Here is an 18,769-nt window from a genome sequence, read left to right on the forward strand (position 1 = left end):
GTTCAATGTTCATGTTTCGCCTTGATCCTCCACAGGGCGCAACAGCGCCGTCAGAAGGCAGCCGCCGGTCAGTCAGCGGCATCCCAGGAGGCGTTCATGGGGCACGGGCACGCGCACGGCCATCACCACCACCACGGGCACGACCACGATCACTCGCACGACGCGCCGGCCGGCGAACTGCCCGCCGCCTTCGACCCCGCCGTGCCCGACGAGGCCCTGACCCCCGAACAGCAGTCGCGCCGCTCGCTGCTGCGCAGGGCGGGCCTGCTGGGCGCCGGGCTGGCCGCCGCGAGCGTCGTCGCCCCGGCCGCGGCCGCCGCCGCCACACCGGCCGCGTCCGCCGCCCCGGCCTCCGCCGGCCGCCGCTCGAAGGGCTTCCTGTGGCTGGCCGGTGACCACCACATCCACACGCAGTACAGCAGCGACGGCAAGTACCGGGTCGTCGACCAGGTCCGCCAGGGCGCCAGGCACGGCATGGACTGGCTGGTCATCACCGACCACGGCAGCGCGACCCACGCCAAGATCGGCGTCGACAAGGTCAACCCGGACATCAAGGCGGCCCGCGCGGCCTACGAGGACACCCTCGTCTTCCAGGGCCTGGAGTGGAACATCCCGGGCGCCGAGCACGGCACCGTCTTCGTGCACCCCGGCAGCAACGAGGTCTCCGTCCTCAAGCAGTTCGAGACCGACTACGACGGCAGCGTCAAGGGCGCCTCGGACTCGACGCCCGCCAACGAGGCCCTCGCCGTGGCCGGCCTGAACTTCCTGGACGAGCAGATCCGGCGCCGCAAGGTCAAGGACGCGCTGATGCTCGCCAACCACCCGGCGCGGCGCGGTGTCGACTCCCCGCACGAGATACGCAACTGGCGTGACGCGGGCCGCACCCGCCAGATCGCCGTCGGCTTCGAGGGCGCCCCCGGTCACCAGGCCGCCGGCCTGCCCGCCCCGCTCGGCATGGGCCGCGCCCGCGGCATCTACGACAACAACCCCAGCGCCAACTCCTTCGCCGGCTACCCGCCGGAGAGCTACCGCACCTGGGGCGGCTTCGACTGGATGACGGCCACCGTCGGCGGCCTGTGGGACAGCCTCCTCGCCGAGGGCAAGCCCTGGTGGATCACCGCCAACTCCGACTCCCACCAGGTCTACGCCGACACCGCCGCGCGCGGCGGCGGCAGCTTCGAGACCAACGGCCGTTACGACGACCCGGTCTACAGCGGCCAGATCGACATCACCCAGGGCGACTACTGGCCCGGCCAGTACAGCCGTACGCACGTCGGCTCGGACGGCTTCACCTACGCCGCCGTCATGGACGGCATCCGCGCCGGCCGTATCTGGGTCGACCACGGCCAGCTCCTGAGCGGCCTCGACGTCCGGGTGACCGGCGGCTACCGCTGGGCCACCCTCGGCGGCGCGCTGCACGTCCGCAAGGGCACCGACGTCACGCTGACCGTCGACGTGGCGATGGCCGGCGGCCCCAACTGGGCCGGGTTCGTGCCGAAGCTGGCCCGCGTGGACGTCATCCAGGGCGACGTGACCGGCCCGGTCGCGGACAAGGACACCTTCACCGCCCCGACGGCCAAGGTCGTCAAGTCGTACGAGGTGAACAAGTCGACCGGCACGGTCCGCCTCACCTACGACCTCGGCAAGGTCGACCGCCCCGTCTACGTGCGCGTGCGCGGCACCGACGGCAACCGGGGCGCCGTGGGCCCGATGGGCGCCGCCGTGGACCCGGCCGGCCCGGCGATCGACGTCGTCGGCGACGCCGACCCGTGGCGCGACCTGTGGTTCTACTCCAACCCGGTGTGGGTCCTGCCCTCGTGACGCCGTACGTTCTGACCGTGGACGCGGGTGTCAGGGACCTCCGTGCCGCCGACCACCTGCTCCACTCGCTGGCGGCCGAACTCGCCCTCCCCGAGGACGCGTTCGGCTGCACCCACCTGGTGCGGGGGGAGCGTCCGCGCGTGGCCCTCTCCCTCACCCTCCCGTCCGAGTCGCTCCTGCGTACCGCCCAGGAGCGGCTCGCGGCCGGAGGACACGAGGTGGCCCCGGGGATCCCGGACGCGGTGGGCCGGGCGGTCCTCTACCCGGGTGCCTCGGCCCTGACCGGCACGCTGACGATCGCCGACGTCCTGTCACGCTCGGCGATCACCCGCGTGACGGTCCTGGGCTCGCGGGACCAACCAGCCCCGGACACCGTGCTGCTGACGGGAGATCATGTCCGGCCCGTCTGGCAGGGCGGTGAACTCGTCCTGACCGCCATGCCGGCGGTCGGCGGGACGCTCGTCCCGTTCGAGGTGCCGGATCCCACGCCGTGCTGCGCCGACCACTGAACGGATCGTAGGCTGGCGGGGGTTGTCGCGTTCGCTTCACTGCGCGTCATGCCCGGGGTCGGTTTCGGACGGGGGTCGGGTGACGTACGACGCGGAACGCCAAGGCGAGGCCGACCGACGCCGCACCCGTCCCGCGCCGCCCCCGGACGACCCCGCCCGCCCACTGTGGCGGCAACGGGACTTCGGGATCTTCTGGGCCGCGCAGACCCTCTCCGTCGTCGGCCACTCGTTCGCCCTGATCGCCCTGCCCCTGCTGGTACTTCAGGCGACCGGCTCGCTGGCCCGCATGGGTCTGCTCACGGCGGTCGGCGGAGCGGCGGCGGTCGTCGCGGCGGTGTTCGCCGGGGTCGTCGTGGACCGCGTCGACCGGCGCAAGCTGCTCATCGGCTGCGACCTCGTGCGCATGACGCTGTACGGACTCGTCCCGCTGGTCTGGCTGTTCGGACCGCAGATCTGGCTGCTCTATGTCGTCCTGCCGCTCTGCGAGGCCGTCGGCATGCTGTTCGCCGTCGGCTATGTCACCGTCGTCCGCGGCCTGGTCGGCACCAAGCGGCTCACCGAGGCCAACGGCCGGCTCAACGCCACCGCCGCCGGGGCAAGTGTGCTCGGGCCGCTGTGCGCCGGTCTGGTCGCCGCCTGGTCGGGCCCCGCCGCGGCCGTCGGCGTGGACGCGGCCAGCTTCGGCCTCTCCGCCGCGTGCCTGGTGTTCGTACGGCTGAATGTGCGCGCCGGCAAGTCGCCGGAAGGGTCGGGAGTGTGGCGGGACCTGCGCACCGGCATCGCCTTTCTCCGCGGCCACCCGGTGCTGCGCGCCCTGACCGCCCTGCTGTTCGTCTTCAGCTTCCTCACCCTCGGCCTGTACGACCTGGTCATCTACCACCTCAAGCACGACCTTGGCCACGACGACGGCACGGTCGGCACCGTCATGGCCGTCGGCGCGCTCGGCACCATCACCGGCGCGCTGCTGGTGGCCCGGGTCCGCCGCCGGCTCGGTTTCGCAGCGACCTGGACCGGCTCGGTCGCGGTGTGCGGCCTCTCCTTCGCCGGGCTCGGCTGGGCGCGGGACGTCCCCGCCGTCGCCGCCCTGACCGCGGCCTTCCTGGCGTGCGTCGGGATGGCGGGGACCTGCTCCATGTCGCTGCGCCAGGAGGTCACTCCGGAGCCGCTCCTCGGCCGGGTCACCTCGGCCTACTGGACCCTCCATTACTCCGCGGCCCCGATCGGCGCGGTCCTCATCACCTGGGCCGCGGAACACCAAGGCACCGCCCCGGTCGCCCTGCTGGCGGGAGCGTGCTGCGTACTGGTCGCGGTCGCCGCGATCTTCACGCCGATCTGGCGTTCGGGGCACCGGACCTGACCGCCGGCCGTTTCATATCGTCGGAACGGTCACCCCGCAGGGTGGAACTCTGCGGCCCAGTAAGCCGATTTCGCTGGCCAGCCGTCCCAAGGCGCGTCTCCGCACCCGGACTCTGGCGGCATGTCCTTCATTGCTTCCCTACGGGGATCCCTACGTGCCGCGTCCGCCCTGGCCGCGGCACTGGCGTTCGTCGTCGCCGTACCGCACGACGCGTTCGCCGCACCCGGTGACCTGGACACCACGTTCGGCACCGGGGGACGGGTCAGCATCACGACCTCCACCTACGCCGAGGGCGAGGACGTGGCCGTCCAGCCCGACGGCAAGATCGTCTCGGTCGGGTATGAGCAGGACCCGGAGTTCCTCGACGGCGAGTTCGCCCTGACGCGGCACAACGCCGACGGCAGCGTCGACACCTCCTTCGGCGGTGGCGACGGCGAGGTGCTGACCGACTTCGAGAACGGCGAGGACGTGGCCCAGAGGGTGGCGGTACAGCCCGACGGGAAGATCGTCGTGGCCGGCCGCCACCAGGAGACCGACGACGAGTTCGCGGGCTGCTGCTGGTTCACGGTGGCGCGCTACAACTCCGACGGCAGCGTCGACACCTCTTTCGGGGGCGGGGACGGCTGGGTCAGCCCCGGTCTGGCAGGCGGGGCCGAGCAGGCGGTCGGTGTCGCGGTGCAGCCCGATGGGAAGATCGTCGGCGGGGCCTACGCCGGCGGCTGGTTCGCGGTCGTCCGGTACCTGCCCGACGGGAGTCCGGACGGGGCCTTCGGCGGCGGGGACGGCGTGGTCATGACCGCGTTCTCGGACACGGGCGGTGGCGGCGCGTCCGCTCAGGACATGGCCCTCCAGCCTGACGGGAAGATTGTCATGGTCGGCGACGCGGGTGAGACCGCCTTCGACTTCGCCGTGGCGCGCTACAACCCCGACGGAAGCCCGGACACCACCTTCAGCGGCGACGGCAAGGTCACCACGGATCTGGGCGGAGAGAACAGCGCATACGCCGTGGGCGTGCAGTCCACCGGCAAGATCATCGCAGGCGGATTCAGCGCAGGCGCGTTCACGCTCGTGCGCTACAACCTCGACGGCAGCCGCGACACAACCTTCGGCACCGGCGGTCTCGCTACCACGGACTTCGGCGGCACAGCAGGCGTGAGAGACCTCGAGGTCCAGTCCGACGACCGGATCATCGCCGGCGGCGCCGGCCAGGCCGGTGACTTCCTGCTCGCCCGCTTCAACGCCGACGGCGGTCTCGACACCGGTTTCGGCACGGGCGGCCGCACCACCACGGACTTCGGCTCGGGCGACCGGCTGAACGCCCTCGCCCTCCAGTCCGACGGCAGGTTCGTCGCCTTCGGTAACAGCGGCTTCAACGGCCTGCGCGTCATGGCCCGCTACCTCGGCGGCGTCGGCACCCCGCCGCCCCCGCCCCCGCCGCCCGCCGGCGTCGACCTGTCGGTCACCAAGACCGGCACCGGCGCGGTCAGCATCGGTGACCGCGCGACCTTCACCGTGACGGTCGCCAACAACAGCACCACCACCTCGGCCACCGGTGTCACCCTCACCGACACGGTCACCGGCCCCGCCGCCACCGTCATCTCGGCCACCCCGGGCCAGGGCACCTGCACCACCTCGGCCACCGGCGCGACCTGCGCCCTCGGCACCCTCGCCGCCGGCGCCCGCACCACCGTGACGGTCGTCGTCGAACCCAGGGCCACCGGAACCCTCACCGACCGGGCCACCGTGACCGCGGACCAGTCCGACCCGGACACCGGCAACAACACCGCCACGGCCCCCACCACGGTCAACAACTCCCGCGGCTGCACCCGCATCGGCACCAGCGGCAACGACACCATGACCGGCACCAGCGGCAGTGACGTCATGTGCGGGCTCGGCGGCGACGACACGATCAACGCCGGCTCGGGCACCGACACGGTGTACGGCAACTACGGCAACGACCGCGTCGACGGCGGCCTGAACAACGACACCCTCAACGCCGGCCCGGGCAACGACACCCTGCTCGGCAACTCCGGCAACGACACCCTCAACACGGTCGACAACGTCGCCGGCAACGACACCGCCAACGGCGGTCTGGGCCTGGACGTCTGCACGACGGACGCCGGGGACACGCGGATCAGCTGCCCGTAGGCACCCCGCCCCGCCCGGCAGCCGGCCGGCACCCCCACCCGGGGTGCCGGCCGGCCCCGCTATCCGTTCACCCCCGTGTAGTGCCCGAGCGCCCACCGCCACAGCCCCCGGGACCCGAGGTACGCCACGAGCCCCAACAGCGGGGAGGACGCGGCCAGCCAGTACGGAACGGCCGTGTCGTGGCCCGTGAGGACCGCCGCCGGGAAGTACGCGACGAACGCGAGCGGCAGGGCGAAGGTGAGGAAGCCGCCCACCGCCTTCGGCAGGACGTTCAGCGGATAGCTGCCGAAGGTGCCGAGGAGTTCCTCCAGCCAGCGGCTCCAGTAGTCGGCGGCGGGATAGCGCAGCGACGCGGAGGCCACGGCCGTGAACAGGGCCCCCTCCAGGAGCATGCCGCCGACGACCGCCGCGATCAGGTAGGAGACGCGGCCCGCCGACCAGTCCAGGGTGCTGCGGCCGAGCGCGCCCGCCATCAGGCCCGCCGCGACCGTGAGATCACCGATCGCGTTGGTGGGGAAGTGGTTCAGCTGGACCTGGCGGTGCACCGGCATCGGGCGCAGCAGATAGATGTCGATCCGTCCCTCCTGGACCTGCGGGCCGATGAAGTGCATCCGTCCCAGCAGGAGTACGAACAGACCGTGCGCGAGCATCCGGATCGCCGGGATCAGCAGCACGTCCCCGCTGTCCCAGCCGCCCATCCCGGTGAACCGGGCCAGCAGCACCGTCGCGAACACGATCACCGCCACCTGCCAGATCGCGCCGGCCGCGACGTTCAGCAGGAACTCCGTGCGGTACTCCATCGCGGCACGGATGTTGAGCAGCGAGATGCGCCACACGATGCGCAGAGCCTTCAGCGACATCTCAGCCTCCCTGCGAGATCACGAGGCGCGCGGCCCGCCGCCACACCCAGCGGGTGAACAGCGCCAGCACCACGACCCAGGCCGCCTGCACCGCCAACTGGGCCACGGCGTCCCCGAGTTCGATCCGGCCGACGTAGATCGACAGCGGCACGTTCAGCGTGGCCTGGAAGGGGAGGAAGCCGCTCAGGGTGATGAACCAGTCCGGGAAGAACCACAGCGGCGCGTACACCCCGGACAGCAGGTTCTGGGCGAAGATCAGGATCAGCATCGCGGAGTGGTTGCGGATGGTGAAGAAGCAGAGCTGGTCGAGCAGGAGCATGACGTAGTGGAGGACCCACTGGCCCAGCAGCATGCTCACCGCGAAGGCCGCCGCAACGGTCGCCGAAGCGGGCGGTTCCACCACTCCCGCGGCCAGGCAGACCCCGTAACCGAGCAGCGCCCACGCCAGGCCGTACAACTGCTCGCCCAGCGCACGCAGGGCGTAGTAGCGCTGGGGCGACAGCGGGCGCAGATACCAGTAGACGATGGTGCCGTAGTGCATGTGCTGGAGCACCGAGTCCCGGCCCGCCTGCTGGTCCAGCTCGCGCAGCCGGGAGGCGAGTACGGCCAGGACGGCGAAGGTGACCGCCTGGTCCCGGGTCAGTCCGGCGGAGTTGCCGGTGTCGGCGTACAGGCCGCGCCACAGCGACGCCACCAGGACCACCTGGACGGTCAGCCGCAGCAGGACCGCCGTCATCCGGGGCGGGGTGTGCAGTTCGCCGAGCGGGGTGACGCGGGCGGCCCGCAGGCCGTGCAGGACGGAGGCCATCTCAGGCTCCTCCCGACGCGGGGCCGGCATGCACGTACGCGGCCCGCATCACGTCCTCCAGGTCCGCCTCGTCGAGGGCGAGGTCGGTCACCTCGTACCGCTCGACGACCTGCTTCAGCGCCTGGTGCACGGTCGGGGCGTCGGGTCCGTCCGGCCCGAAGACCGCCTGGGGGCCCTCGCGCCGCAGCAGCGCGATCCCGGGCAGCGGGCCGACCTCGGTGTGCGGGTCGGCCAGGGTCACCCGCACCTGCCAGGTCGAGCCGTACTTGCGGCGGATCTCGTCGAGCGTGCCGTCCAGGACGAGCCGTCCGTGGTTGATCAGGACGACCCGTTCGGCGAGCCGCTCGACCTCCGTCATGTCGTGGGTGGTGAGCAGGACCGTACGGCCGCGCTCCTCGACCTGGTGCCGCAGGAACTCCCGCACCTGCTCCTTCACCACCACGTCCATGCCGATGGTCGGCTCGTCGAGGAAGACCACCGGCGGGTCGTGCAGCAGGGCGGCGGCGAGGTCGGAGCGCACCCGCTGGCCGAGGGAGAGGTGGCGGACGCGGGTGTCCCAGAAGGAGGAGAGGTCGAGCAGGTCGTCGAACTCCCGCAGGCGGGCGGCGTGTTCGGCCTTCGGCACCTCGTAGATGTCGCGCAGGATCGCGAACGACTCGCGCACCGGCAGGTCCCACCACAGCTGGGTGCGCTGGCCGAACACCGTGCCGATGTTGCGGGCGTTGCGCTCCCGCTCCTCGTACGGCACCACGCCCGCGACCCGGGCCTCGCCCGCGCTCGGGGTGAGGATGCCGGTGAGCATCTTGATGGTGGTGGACTTGCCGGCGCCGTTCGGGCCGAGCAGGGCGAGGAGTTCGCCGGAGGCGACGGAGAAGGACACGTCGCGGACGGCGTGCTTGGCGACGCGCTCAGGATCGACGAGTGAGCGCAGGGCGCCGGCGAAGCCGGGGCGACGGACGGTGCTGTGGAAGGTCCGGGAGAGTCCGCGAACCTCGATACTTCCATTCAAGTGACATCAACTCCCTTGCCGGGCAAACAAGTTGCGGCCGGTCGGCAGGAGCGCCGACCGGCCGCTGGTGGTCTTCCGACGGTGTCGGAAAGTCGATCAATCGGTCAATCGATTTACAGGGTCGAGAACACGAACGAGAACTCGGCCGGCTCGGCGTTCAGGAAGTACTGCGGCAGCGGGCCCGGCCCGCAGGACTGCGAACCGATGCCCTGCTGGCCGTGGTCGAGGTGGACCCACACGGTGTCGCCCGGCGTGAGGTCGCTCAGGTGCCGGGCCGCGTCCACCTGCTCGCTGGTCCAGCGTCGCGCGCTGAACCAGAACTCCGGGTCGCCCTCGATCCGCAGCCCGCCGAGCTCCGCCCAGCGCACGTCGGCCCGGGCGCCGTTCTCCTGCGGGCGGACGTACGGCGTCTGGAGCTCGTCCACACCGGCCTGCCAACGGCCCAGCATCGACGCCGACCTGGTGTCCGGGTACGCCTCACCGGGACCGCCGCCGAACCAGGTCACGGCGTCCGCCTGCGCGAGCCCGAGCCGGATCCCGAGCCGGGGCAGCGGCACCTTCCAGTCGCCCTCCGGCGTCACGGACACGGTCAGCCGCAGCCGGGTGCCGTCGGAGGTCCACCGGTACACCGTGGCGAGCCCCACCTCCCGGGCGGCGGGCGCCACCCGGGTCCGTACCGTCAGCGCGTCGTCGCTCAGCTCGACGGCGTCCAGCCGGTGCCGCATGCGGTGCAGGCCGTACTTGCGCCACAGCATCCCCCAGCGGGTGTCGGACTGCCATTCGGCGCCGTCGTCGTTGTCGGTGGGCGCCCGCCACACGTCCAGGCGGGGGGCCGTCACCTCGACGCCGCCGATCGTCCGCAGCGCTCCGGAACGGGCGTCGAAGGAGGCCGGGCCGAGGGTGATCACCCGCTCGTCCGCGGCGGGCCTCTCGCTCGCGGTGACCGGCACCGGCTGCCGCGCGGACACCGGCACCTGACCCCACGCCACCACGTGGCCCTTCGGCGCCCACGCCGTGTCGGCCGCCAGCAGCGCCCGTACGGTCCACTGCGCCTCCGACCCGCCCGCCGCGTCGGCCGGCGGCGCGGGCAGCTTCACGTCCGCGGACTGACCGGGCGCGAGGGCCGGCACCGACAGCGCTCCGGCCTCCACCGTCTCGCCGTCCACCTGGTACGACCACTCGAACGCGAGCGCCGACAGATCGGCGAAGTCGTACTTGTTGGTCACGCGTACGGTGCCGTCGGCGCCGTCGCCCTCGATGCGGACCGGCTCGATGACCTTCTTGTACTCGACGAGTCCGGGCGAGGGCGTGCGGTCCGGGAAGACCAGCCCGTCGCAGACGAAGTTGCCGTCGTGCAGCTCCTCGCCGAAGTCACCGCCGTAGGCGTAGCCCAGCTCGGGGTGCTTGATGCCGTGGTCGATCCACTCCCAGACGAAGGCGCCCTGGAGCCGGTCGTACTTCTCGAACAGGCGCTGGTAGTCGGCGAGACCGCCGGGGCCGTTGCCCATGGCGTGCGCGTACTCGCACTGGATGAACGGGAGTTCGCGACGCTTGCGCGTCCCCCCGTCGAGATGCTGCCCGATCCTCTCGACCTCGTCGTGGAAGGCGTACATCCGCGAGTACACGTCGGTGTCCCGGCAGTTCCAGTCGCCCTCGTAGTGCACGAGCCGCTCGGGGTCCCGGCCGTGGATCCACTCGGCCATCGCGGTCAGGCCGCGCCCGGTGCCCGCCTCGTTGCCCAGCGACCAGAAGACGATCGAGGGGTGGTTCTTGTCGCGCTCGACCATCCGGGCCGCGCGGTCCAGCAGGGCCGGGGTCCAGCGGTCGTCGTCGACGGGGTTGTCGCGCCAGCCCTGCTCGGTGAAGCCGTGGGTCTCCAGGTCGCACTCGTCGATGACCCACAGGCCGTACTCGTCGCACAGGTCGAGGAAGGCCGGGTGCGGCGGGTAGTGCGAGGTGCGCACGGCGTTGAGGTTGTGCCGCTTCATCAGCAGCACGTCCGCGCGCATGGTCTCCAGGTCCAGCGCGCGGCCCTTCTCGGGGTGCCACTCGTGCCGGTTGACGCCCTTGAACAGGAGCGCCTCGCCGTTGACCTTGATCAGGCCGTCCGCCAGCTCGACGGTACGGAAGCCGATGCGCAGCGGCACGCGCTCACCCGCGGTGACCAGCTCGCCGTCGTACAGCTTCGGCGTCTCCGCCGACCACGGCTCCACCGCGACGGTGACCGGCTCGCCGGTGGCGACATCGATGTCGAGGGCGGGCACGGACACCCGCCCCTCGACGTCGGAGTCGACGCGCAGGGTGCCCTCGCCGGTGGTGTGGTCGTAGGAGGCGTGCACGAAGAAGTCGCCCGCCGCGCCCGTCGGCCGGTGCAGCAGGGTGACGTCACGGAAGATGCCGGGCAGCCACCACTGGTCCTGGTCCTCCAGGTACGAGCCCGCCGACCACTGGTGGACGCGGACCGCGAGCACGTTCCCGGCCGGCCTCAGCAGCGGCCCGACCGCGAACTCGTGCGGCAGCCGGGAGCCCTTGAACTCGCCGAGCTCCGTGCCGTTCAACCAGACGCGGGCACAGGACTCGACACCGTCGAAGCGCAGGACGGCACCGCCGTCGTCGAGGGCCGGCCAGTCGTCCGGCAGGTCGAAGAGGCGCAGGTGGTCGCCGGTCGGGTTCTCGGTGGGGACGCGCGGCGGGTCCACCGGGAAGGGGTAGAGGTGGTTGGTGTAGGTCGGCGAACCGAACGCGCCGTCGCCCTGCAGGACCCAGTGGCCGGGGACCGTGACCTCGGCCCAGCCCCCGGCGTCGTAGCCCTCGGCGGCGAACGAGTCGTCCGCGGCATCGGCGGTCGCCGACAGCCGCAAGCGCCAGCTGCCGTTCAGGGACAGGGAGTGCGCGTCCGAGGACGCGTACCAGGCGCGCGGCGGGAGGGTGCCGCGGCCGGGTGAGACGTCCTCTACGTAGTCGACGGGTCGGGTGGTGCGGAAAGACATCTTTCTCCAGGTCTGAAAGAAGGCGTCAGCCCTTGATGCCGGTCTGTGCGATGCCCTGGACCAGCCAGCGCTGAAGGAACAGGAACACGAACAACAGGGGCAGGATGGAGATGGCCGTGGCCATGAAGATCAGGTGGTAGTTGACGGTCTGGTTGGTCGCGTACGAGGAGAGCGCGACCTGGACCGTCCACGCGCTGGGGTCCTGGCCGATGACCAGGGGCCAAAGGAAGGCGTTCCAGCCGGCGATGAAGGTGATCGTCGCGATCGCCGCGAAGAAGTTCAGCGAATTGGGCACGACGACACGCCAGTACGCCCCCCAGTAGCTGAGCCCGTCCACGCGCGCCGCCTCCTCCAGCTCCTTCGGGAACCCCAGGAAGTACTGCCGGAATAGGAAGCACGTGAAACCACTGAAAAGGCCCGGAATGATGAGACCCCGGTAACTGTCGATCCAGCCGAGCGACGAGACGAGCACGAAGCTCGGCACGAACGTGACGGCCGTGGGGACCATCAGGGTGGCCAGTACGGCGTAGAAGATCTTGTTGGCGTGCTTGTACGGAATGCGGGCCAGGCCGTATCCGGCGAGCGAGCAGATGAGCAGGATCCCCGTGGTGTGCAGGATGGCCACGACCAACGAGTTCCACATCGACCTGGCGAAGTCGACCGTGACGTCGTCGAAGGGTTCCTTGACGTTGGCCCACTGGATCTCGGTGGGGAACCACTTCCATTCCTCGCCCGTGATCTCCGGGTCCGTCATGAAGGCGTTGCGGACGATCAGATAGAACGGGATCAGGAAGAGGACGGCGGCCACGCCCGTCGCTATGTACAGACCGGTGTTGCCGATGACGCCGCCCCGGCGCGTGGCCCGGGCCGGCGCCTGCTTGCGGACGTCGGGTGCTGTGGTGGTCACTGGGACTCGTCACCCCTTCCGAAGCCCATGATCTTGCCCTGGAACAGGGTCACGAGGCAGATGAGCGCGGTCAGGACCAGCGCGCCCGCGCTGCCCGCGCCGTAGTTCTGGTTCTCACCGAGGGCCATCTTGTACAGCTCGACCAGCGGCGGCATGCCCCAGGTGGCCTTGCCCAGCAGGATGAAGAACTCGTCGAAGGCCTGGTAGGCGGCGATGAGCAGCAGCAGGATCACCGCGGTCGACGTCGCCCGCAGCTGGGGCAGCGTGATGTGCCGGAAGGTCTGCCAGCCCGGCTTCGCGCCGTCGATGGAGGCGGCCTCGTACAGCTCCCTCGGGATGTTCTGCAGCGCCGCCAGGAAGAGGATCATGTAGAAACCGGACTGCAGCCACAGCCGGACGGTCACGATGACCAGCCAGTACCAGGGCGGATCTGGATTGCCGAGCCAGGCGATGTTCTCGATCCCGAACCAGCCGAGGAAGGTGTTGGCCATGCCGAAGCGGACGCCGTTGAAGATGGACATCTTCCAGATCAGCGCGGCGGCCGCGTAGCTGACGGCGGTCGGCAGGAAGAACACCGACCGGAAGAACGCCCGCATGAACCGCAGCCGGTTCACCAGCAGCGCGAGGCCGAGTGACAGCGCCCAGGTGGTCGGCACGATGAACGCGGCGAACACGGTGAAGGTGACCAGGGAGTTCCTGAAGTCCGTGTCCGACAGGATCTGCTTGTAGTTGTCCAGGCCGACGAACTCGCTCGGCGTGACGGTGAACCGTGCCTCGAAGAAGCTGAGATACAGGCTCCAGCCGATGGGCACGAAGACGAAGATCACCAGGCCGATCAGGAAGGGCCCGGTGAAGAGCCAGAAGTTGAAGGTGCTGTTCGCCCTCAGGCCCCGCCGCGGCCGGTCCTTGGAGACCTTGGCCGGGGCGGGGGAGGCGACCCCGCGTGTGGTGGTGGTCGACATGTCGAGATCCGTCCGGCGGCCTATCCGAAGAGCTTCTGCAGCTCGGTGGTGACCTTCTTCTCACAGGCGGCGAGCTGGGCCTTCGGGTCGCCGTCCTTGCGGACGGAGTTCGCCATCACGTCGTTGAACGCGGCGATCATGGCCTGGGTCCAGCCGATGTTGTCGAAGTGCCCGAACTCGTTGAACAGCTTCACACCCTCGGCCGGCAGACCGGACTTCAGCTTCGTCGCGGACTCGGCGAGAGAGGTGCGCGGCGGGATGTGGAAGCCGTAGGAGGTGGCGAAGTCCTCCTGGTACTCCTTCTGGTCGATCCACAGCCACTTCACGTACTCCTTGGCCGCCTCGACGTTCTTGCCCTTGGCGTTCACGAACATCGACCAGCCGCCGTTGTACACCGACTCCTTGCCGGCGGAGCCGACCTTCGGGAAGGGGAAGACGCCGATGTCGTCGCCGAGGGCCTGCTGCATGGCCGGCATGGCCCACATGCCGCACCACTGGATCGCCGTCAGACCCTGGGTGAAGGCCGACGGGTCCCACCAGTCGGCCGGGGCGTCGAGCAGCAGGTCACCGCTGGTGAACAGACCCCGCAGCTGCTTCAGGCCGTCGGCGACGGCGTCGGTGTTGAAGGCGGGCTTGTTGTCCGCGGTGAGGGTGTCGGCGCCGGCCGACCAGATCAGGTTGTGCTGGACCGGGGTGAGGTCGTTGCCGAGGTAGGCGCCCTTGACCTTGCTGGTCTTGAGCTTGGCGGCGGCCTCGACCAGCTCCTCCAGCGTGGTCGGCACCTCGACCTTCGCCTTCTCGAAGAGCGAGGGGCGGTAGAAGAAGAACTGGGGGTCGTCGATCATCCGGACGCCGTATATCTTCCCGTCGACCGTGTGCGACGTGATGTCGGCCTGGTTGAAGTCGGACTTGACCGGCTCGATGATGTCGGTCAGGTCCGCCACCTGACCGCTCTTGATGAGCTGGATCTGCGGATGGAACTCGAAGACGTCCGGCGCGTTCTTGGTGAGCAGCGCGGCGAACAGCTTCTGCTCGAAGTTGTTGCCGGTGATCCACTGAGTGGTCACGTCGGTCTTGTCGTAGGCCTTCGCGTACTTCTTGACGGCCTGCTCGACGCCCGCCTCGCCGTACGCGTGGAAGTACTGGACGAGTCGGTCCCCCGAACCTCCGCTGCTTCGGCCGGTGTTGCTCCCGCACGCGGCCAGCCCGCCCGCGGCGGCCAGACCCAGCGCGGCCCGCAGTGCGGTACGGCGGTCGAAGTTCCTGCTGCTCAATGCCGACATGGTGACGTCCTTGTCTCGAGTGCGGCTGCGGCCCTGTTTCCCTGACTGGAGCGGCTCAGCGCCAGGTGGCTCAAAAGGGGTTGCGGTGCGGGACGTTAACCTTCGGCTAAGGCTTCGGCAAGGGGTTGGACGAAGTCTGCGCGAAGCGTTGTGCGACGTTCGGGATACCGGACGTTGCGGCGCTACGAAGGCGGTGCGGTACGGCCTTTCGCGGCAGCGGTGCGCTTGGCCGCGGTCCGTTGGCCCACCGTCTGCAGCGCCCCTTCGAGCGCGAACGTCGCCGCGCCCAGGCACACCGGGTCGGTGGGGATGGGGGACAGGACGATCGCGGTGGCGGCGAGCGGCCGCCTGAGCGCGTGCCGGGCGACGGCCTCGCGCACCTCGCGCAGCAGCGGCTCGCCGAGGCTCGCGGCGACCCAGCTGCTCAGCACGACGACCTCGGGGTTGAAGAGGTTCACCAGGTCGGCGATCCCGGCGCCCAGGTAACGGGCGGTGTCCCGGACCACCTTGAGCGCCACGGGATCACGCGCGTCGACGCCGCGGGCCAGCGCGTCGATCGTCGCTGTCTGGTCCTCCGGGTGCAGCAGGGGACTGTCGGCGGCCAGTTCACGCAGGTTCACCATGATCCCGGGCGCGCCGACGTACGTCTCGACGCAGCCGTGGTTGCCGCAGTGGCAGTGCCGCCCGTCCAGCACGAGCGTCGTATGCCCCCACTCGCCGGCGCTGTTGCTCACGCCCCGGTGCAGTCCGCCGCCGAGCACGAGCCCGGCGCCGACGCCGGTGCCGAGGTTGACCACCACGGCGTCACCCCGGCCGCGGGCGGCACCGAACCACAGCTCGGCCACCGCGCTCGCGCGCAGCGGGTTGTCCATGTAGAGCGGGTAGGCGACGTGCTCGGCGAGCAGATCGAGCAGCGGCACGTCGTGCCAGTCCCAGTTGGGCGCGTACTCGGCGACACCGGTGTCGCGGTCCACCTGCCCCGGCACGCTCACCCCCACGCCGAGCACCCGCGCGCCCTCCACGCCGGCCTGCGCGACCACCGAGCCGACGGCGGCGGCGACATGGCCGACGACCTGCTCGGGGCGGCTCTCGCCGGGGCGCATGTCCTCGTCGGCGCGGGCCAGCACGTTCAGCCCGAGATCGAACAGCTCGACCCGGACGTACGTCTCGGCGATGTCGACGCCGATCAGCGCGCCGCCGGAGGCGTTGACCGCCACGAGCCCCCGGGGCCGGCCGCCGGCCGAGTCCTCGAACCCGACCTCCGTGATCATCCGCAGGTCGAGCAGCTCGCCCACGAGCGTGGCGACGGTGGCGAGACTGAGACCCGTGGCCGCCGCCAGCTCCTGGCGGGAGGTGGGTGACGAGGCGATGATCTGGCGCAGCACCTCGTAGCGGTTCGCGGTGCGGATGTCACGTGACGTGCGCTTCACCGGTGCCCCCCGTCCCTTCGCTCAGGCCGGGTCGTCGTCGGCACCGGCGCGGCGCAAGGCTATGGCGTGCGCCGCCTTTCTACAAGGGGTTAGGAAAGGGGCTGTAGAAAGTCTTTCCGCTGGAAGCGCCAGGTGGGAGAGTACTGGCGCGTATCAGTCGTCCCAGTCGTGGAGGATATCCCGCACGAACGCGTTGGCGAACTTCCCCGCCGGGTCCAGCTCCCGCGCCAGCGCCCGGAAGTCGGCCAGTCTCGGATACCGCCCGCGCACGACCCGGGCCGGCAGTGCGAACACCTTGCCCCAGTGCGGCCGCGGCTCGAAGGCGTCCAGCGCCTCCTCGAGGCGCCGCACTACCGGCAGTACGGCCGCGGTGTCCTCGATCCAGGTGAAGTGCAGGGCCACCGTGTCCCGGCCGTAGGAGGGACTGAGCCACTGCGCGTCCGCCGCGACCAGGCGCACCTCGCAGGTCTGGAGCACGGCGGCGACCGTCCCCCGGATCGCGTCGACCGCGTGCAGCGCCGCCACGGCATGCTCGCGCGGCAGCAGGTACTCCGACTGGAGTTCGGCACCGCTGCTCGGCGTGAACTCGGCCCGGAAGTGCGGCAACCGCTCGTGCCACGGCCCCGCCACGCCGAACTGCTCCGTGCAGTTGACCGCCGGCATCCCCGGCACCGGGTGCAGCTTCTCGGTGGCCGGCGCCGCCCACGGGAAGTCGGTCAGCGGCCGGTCCGTGCGCCGCTTGCGCCACACCTGCCGGAACCCAGGCTCGCGCCAGTCGGTGAACAGGCTCACGCTGTACGCCGACGACATCACCGTCTCGAACGCCGCCAGGTCCAGGCCGTCCAGGGGCAGTTCGGTGAACAGGTGCTGCTCGACGTCGAAGGACGGCTCCAGGTCGAGGGTGAGCGCGGTGACGACGCCGAGGGCGCCCAGCGAGGTGACCACACCGCCGAACCGCTCGTCGTCCCGGCCGACGGTCAGCACCGAGCCGTCCGCCGTGACCAGCTCCACCTCCCGCACCGACGTGGCCAGCGAGCCGTTGCCGATCCCCGACCCGTGGGTGCCGGTGGCGACCGACCCGGCCACCGAAATGTGCGGCAGGGACGCCATGTTGGGCAGCGCGAGGCCGTGCGCGTACACCGCGCGGGCGAGTTCGGCGTACCGCACGCCGCCCGCGACCCGTACCGTACGGGCCGCCCGGTCCACGTCGACCACCGGCGGCAGGTCGGCGATCGACAGCAGCACGCCCTCGGTGCCCGGCTCGGCGATCTCGTTGAACGAATGCCCGCTGCCCAGCACCCGCACCCGCTCGCTGCCGGCCACCAGCGCGCTGATCGCGCCGGTCGAGTACGGCCGGTGCAGCTCCTTGGCGGTGTACGTGATGTTTCCCGCCCAGTTGGTGATCGTCTCGGTCATCCTCGCCGTCCCTCCAGGTGGCTGCCTGTGCGTTGACCCTCTCATCCGCGGCTGCCTACCGTAGAGACCGCTTTCTCCATTCATCTCCCGCACTGTGCCGAGCCGGAGGCCACGTCCATGACCGAGCGGCCGTACGCCATGTTCGCCATGTCCCGCCGGAACGTGCCGCAGGTCTTCCCGCCGGAGGTGCTCGCGCGGCTGCGCGAGTCGGTGGACATCGACCCCGCCTTCGTGGCCGAGGACTTCACGGACCCCGGCCTCGCGGACGCCCTCGCCCGCACCGAGATCCTCGTCACCGGCTGGGGCTGCCCCCGCCTCGACGCGGCCGCACTGGACGCCGTCCCGAAGCTGCGGGCGGTGCTGCACTCGGCCGGCTCGGTCAAGGGCCTCGCCACGCCCGAGCTGTGGCGGCGCGGGATCACGGTGACCTCGGCGGCGGTGGCCAACGCCGTGCCGGTCGCCGAGTACACGCTGGCCATGATCCTGCTCGCCGGGAAGGACCTGTTCGCCGCCCGCGACCGCCTGCGCACCGAGCGGGCCTTCCCGGGCTGGGGGCTGGTCCCCGGCATCGGCAACCACGGCCGCCGGGTCGGCGTGATCGGGGCCTCGCGCATCGGACGCAAGGTGATCGAGCTGCTGCGCCCCTTCGACCTGGTCCCCACCCTGACCGACCCGTACGTCGACGAGGCGGGCGCCGCCGCCCTCGGCGTACCCCTGCTCCCGCTGGAGGAACTGCTGCGCACCTCGGACGTCGTGACCGTCCACGCCCCCGAGACCCCCGAGACCCGTCACCTCATCGGCCCCGGCGAACTGGCCCTGATGCCCGACGGCGCGGTGCTGATCAACACCGCGCGCGGCACCCTGCTCGACCACGAGGCCCTGATCGCCGAGCTGCGCACCGGCCGCCTCTCGGCGATCCTCGACGTCACCGACCCCGAGCCCCTGCCCGCCGACTCCCCCCTGTACGACCTGCCGAACGCCTACCTCACCCCACACCTCGCGGGCTCCCAGGGCAACGAGGCGGCGCGGCTGGGTCTGGCCGTGGTGGCGGAGGCGGCGCGGCTGGTGGCGGGGGAGGAGCCGGGGTATCCGGTCGACCCTGCGGTGCTGGGGCGGGAGGCGTGAGGGCCTGCGGTCGGCTTCCCGCGCCTCTCACGCGCGCCCACCAGCGGCCCCGCGCCGCCGCCTGACGGCTCACCTGGTGGCTGGTGGGAGGTGACGAGCCGGGGTATCCGGTCGACCCTGCGGTGCTGGGGCGGGAGGCGTGAG

14 protein-coding genes are annotated in these 18,769 nt (G+C 71.0%); 5 read left to right on the forward strand and 9 right to left on the reverse strand.

What is annotated here, in order from left to right:
- The first annotated feature begins 96 nt into the window (after positions 1 to 96).
- From ACIRD7_RS01885 to ACIRD7_RS01900, 4 genes are all read left to right on the forward strand, one after another.
- The gene (locus tag ACIRD7_RS01885; protein WP_403448387.1) at positions 97 to 1,821 is read left to right on the forward strand and encodes a PHP domain-containing protein; all 1,725 of its coding nucleotides are present in this window, start codon (positions 97 to 99) and stop codon (positions 1,819 to 1,821) included.
- Positions 1,818 to 2,330, forward strand: a complete 513-nt coding sequence (locus ACIRD7_RS01890) for a hypothetical protein (RefSeq protein WP_403448390.1) — start codon at positions 1,818 to 1,820, stop codon at positions 2,328 to 2,330. The genes ACIRD7_RS01885 and ACIRD7_RS01890 overlap by 4 nt, the downstream gene beginning before the upstream one ends.
- 79 nt (positions 2,331 to 2,409) lie before the next feature.
- Positions 2,410 to 3,687 (forward strand): MFS transporter, encoded by a 1,278-nt coding sequence (locus ACIRD7_RS01895; RefSeq protein WP_403448392.1) that lies wholly within the window; start codon positions 2,410 to 2,412, stop codon positions 3,685 to 3,687.
- A 120-nt stretch (positions 3,688 to 3,807) separates the two neighbouring features.
- On the forward strand, positions 3,808 to 5,835 hold the full coding sequence (locus ACIRD7_RS01900) for a calcium-binding protein (protein ID WP_403448394.1): 2,028 nt from the start codon (positions 3,808 to 3,810) through the stop codon (positions 5,833 to 5,835).
- 59 nt (positions 5,836 to 5,894) lie between these two features.
- Here ACIRD7_RS01900 and ACIRD7_RS01905 read toward each other — a convergent pair whose 3' ends face one another.
- From ACIRD7_RS01905 to ACIRD7_RS01945, 9 genes are all read right to left on the reverse strand, one after another.
- Positions 5,895 to 6,695, reverse strand: a complete 801-nt coding sequence (locus tag ACIRD7_RS01905) for an ABC transporter permease (RefSeq protein ID WP_403448396.1) — start codon at positions 6,693 to 6,695, stop codon at positions 5,895 to 5,897.
- A gap of 1 nt (position 6,696) precedes the next feature.
- Positions 6,697 to 7,503, reverse strand: a complete 807-nt coding sequence (locus ACIRD7_RS01910; protein ID WP_403448399.1) for an ABC-2 family transporter protein — start codon at positions 7,501 to 7,503, stop codon at positions 6,697 to 6,699.
- 1 nt (position 7,504) lies between these two features.
- Positions 7,505 to 8,512 (reverse strand): ATP-binding cassette domain-containing protein, encoded by a 1,008-nt coding sequence (locus tag ACIRD7_RS01915; protein ID WP_403448402.1) that lies wholly within the window; start codon positions 8,510 to 8,512, stop codon positions 7,505 to 7,507.
- A gap of 113 nt (positions 8,513 to 8,625) precedes the next feature.
- The gene (locus tag ACIRD7_RS01920; protein WP_403448404.1) at positions 8,626 to 11,502 is read right to left on the reverse strand and encodes a glycoside hydrolase family 2 TIM barrel-domain containing protein; all 2,877 of its coding nucleotides are present in this window, start codon (positions 11,500 to 11,502) and stop codon (positions 8,626 to 8,628) included.
- A 25-nt stretch (positions 11,503 to 11,527) separates the two neighbouring features.
- Positions 11,528 to 12,409 (reverse strand): carbohydrate ABC transporter permease, encoded by an 882-nt coding sequence (locus ACIRD7_RS01925; RefSeq protein WP_403448407.1) that lies wholly within the window; start codon positions 12,407 to 12,409, stop codon positions 11,528 to 11,530.
- Entirely contained in the window at positions 12,406 to 13,371 is a 966-nt protein-coding gene (locus ACIRD7_RS01930) for a carbohydrate ABC transporter permease (RefSeq protein ID WP_403448409.1), read from the reverse strand. The genes ACIRD7_RS01925 and ACIRD7_RS01930 overlap by 4 nt, the downstream gene beginning before the upstream one ends.
- Positions 13,372 to 13,391: 20 nt before the next feature.
- Entirely contained in the window at positions 13,392 to 14,654 is a 1,263-nt protein-coding gene (locus tag ACIRD7_RS01935; protein ID WP_403448412.1) for an ABC transporter substrate-binding protein, read from the reverse strand.
- A 182-nt stretch (positions 14,655 to 14,836) separates the two neighbouring features.
- Positions 14,837 to 16,084 (reverse strand): ROK family protein, encoded by a 1,248-nt coding sequence (locus ACIRD7_RS01940; protein ID WP_403448415.1) that lies wholly within the window; start codon positions 16,082 to 16,084, stop codon positions 14,837 to 14,839.
- Between the two features lie 153 nt (positions 16,085 to 16,237).
- Entirely contained in the window at positions 16,238 to 17,500 is a 1,263-nt protein-coding gene (locus ACIRD7_RS01945; protein ID WP_403448418.1) for an FAD-binding protein, read from the reverse strand.
- 117 nt (positions 17,501 to 17,617) lie between these two features.
- On the opposite strand from ACIRD7_RS01945, the gene ACIRD7_RS01950 reads away from it, so the two are divergent.
- Positions 17,618 to 18,625 (forward strand): hydroxyacid dehydrogenase, encoded by a 1,008-nt coding sequence (locus ACIRD7_RS01950; RefSeq protein ID WP_403448421.1) that lies wholly within the window; start codon positions 17,618 to 17,620, stop codon positions 18,623 to 18,625.
- Positions 18,626 to 18,769: the final 144 nt, after the last annotated feature.

Source organism: Streptomyces sp. NPDC093568, assembly GCF_044764945.1.
Classification (GTDB): Bacteria; Actinomycetota; Actinomycetes; order Streptomycetales; family Streptomycetaceae; genus Streptomyces.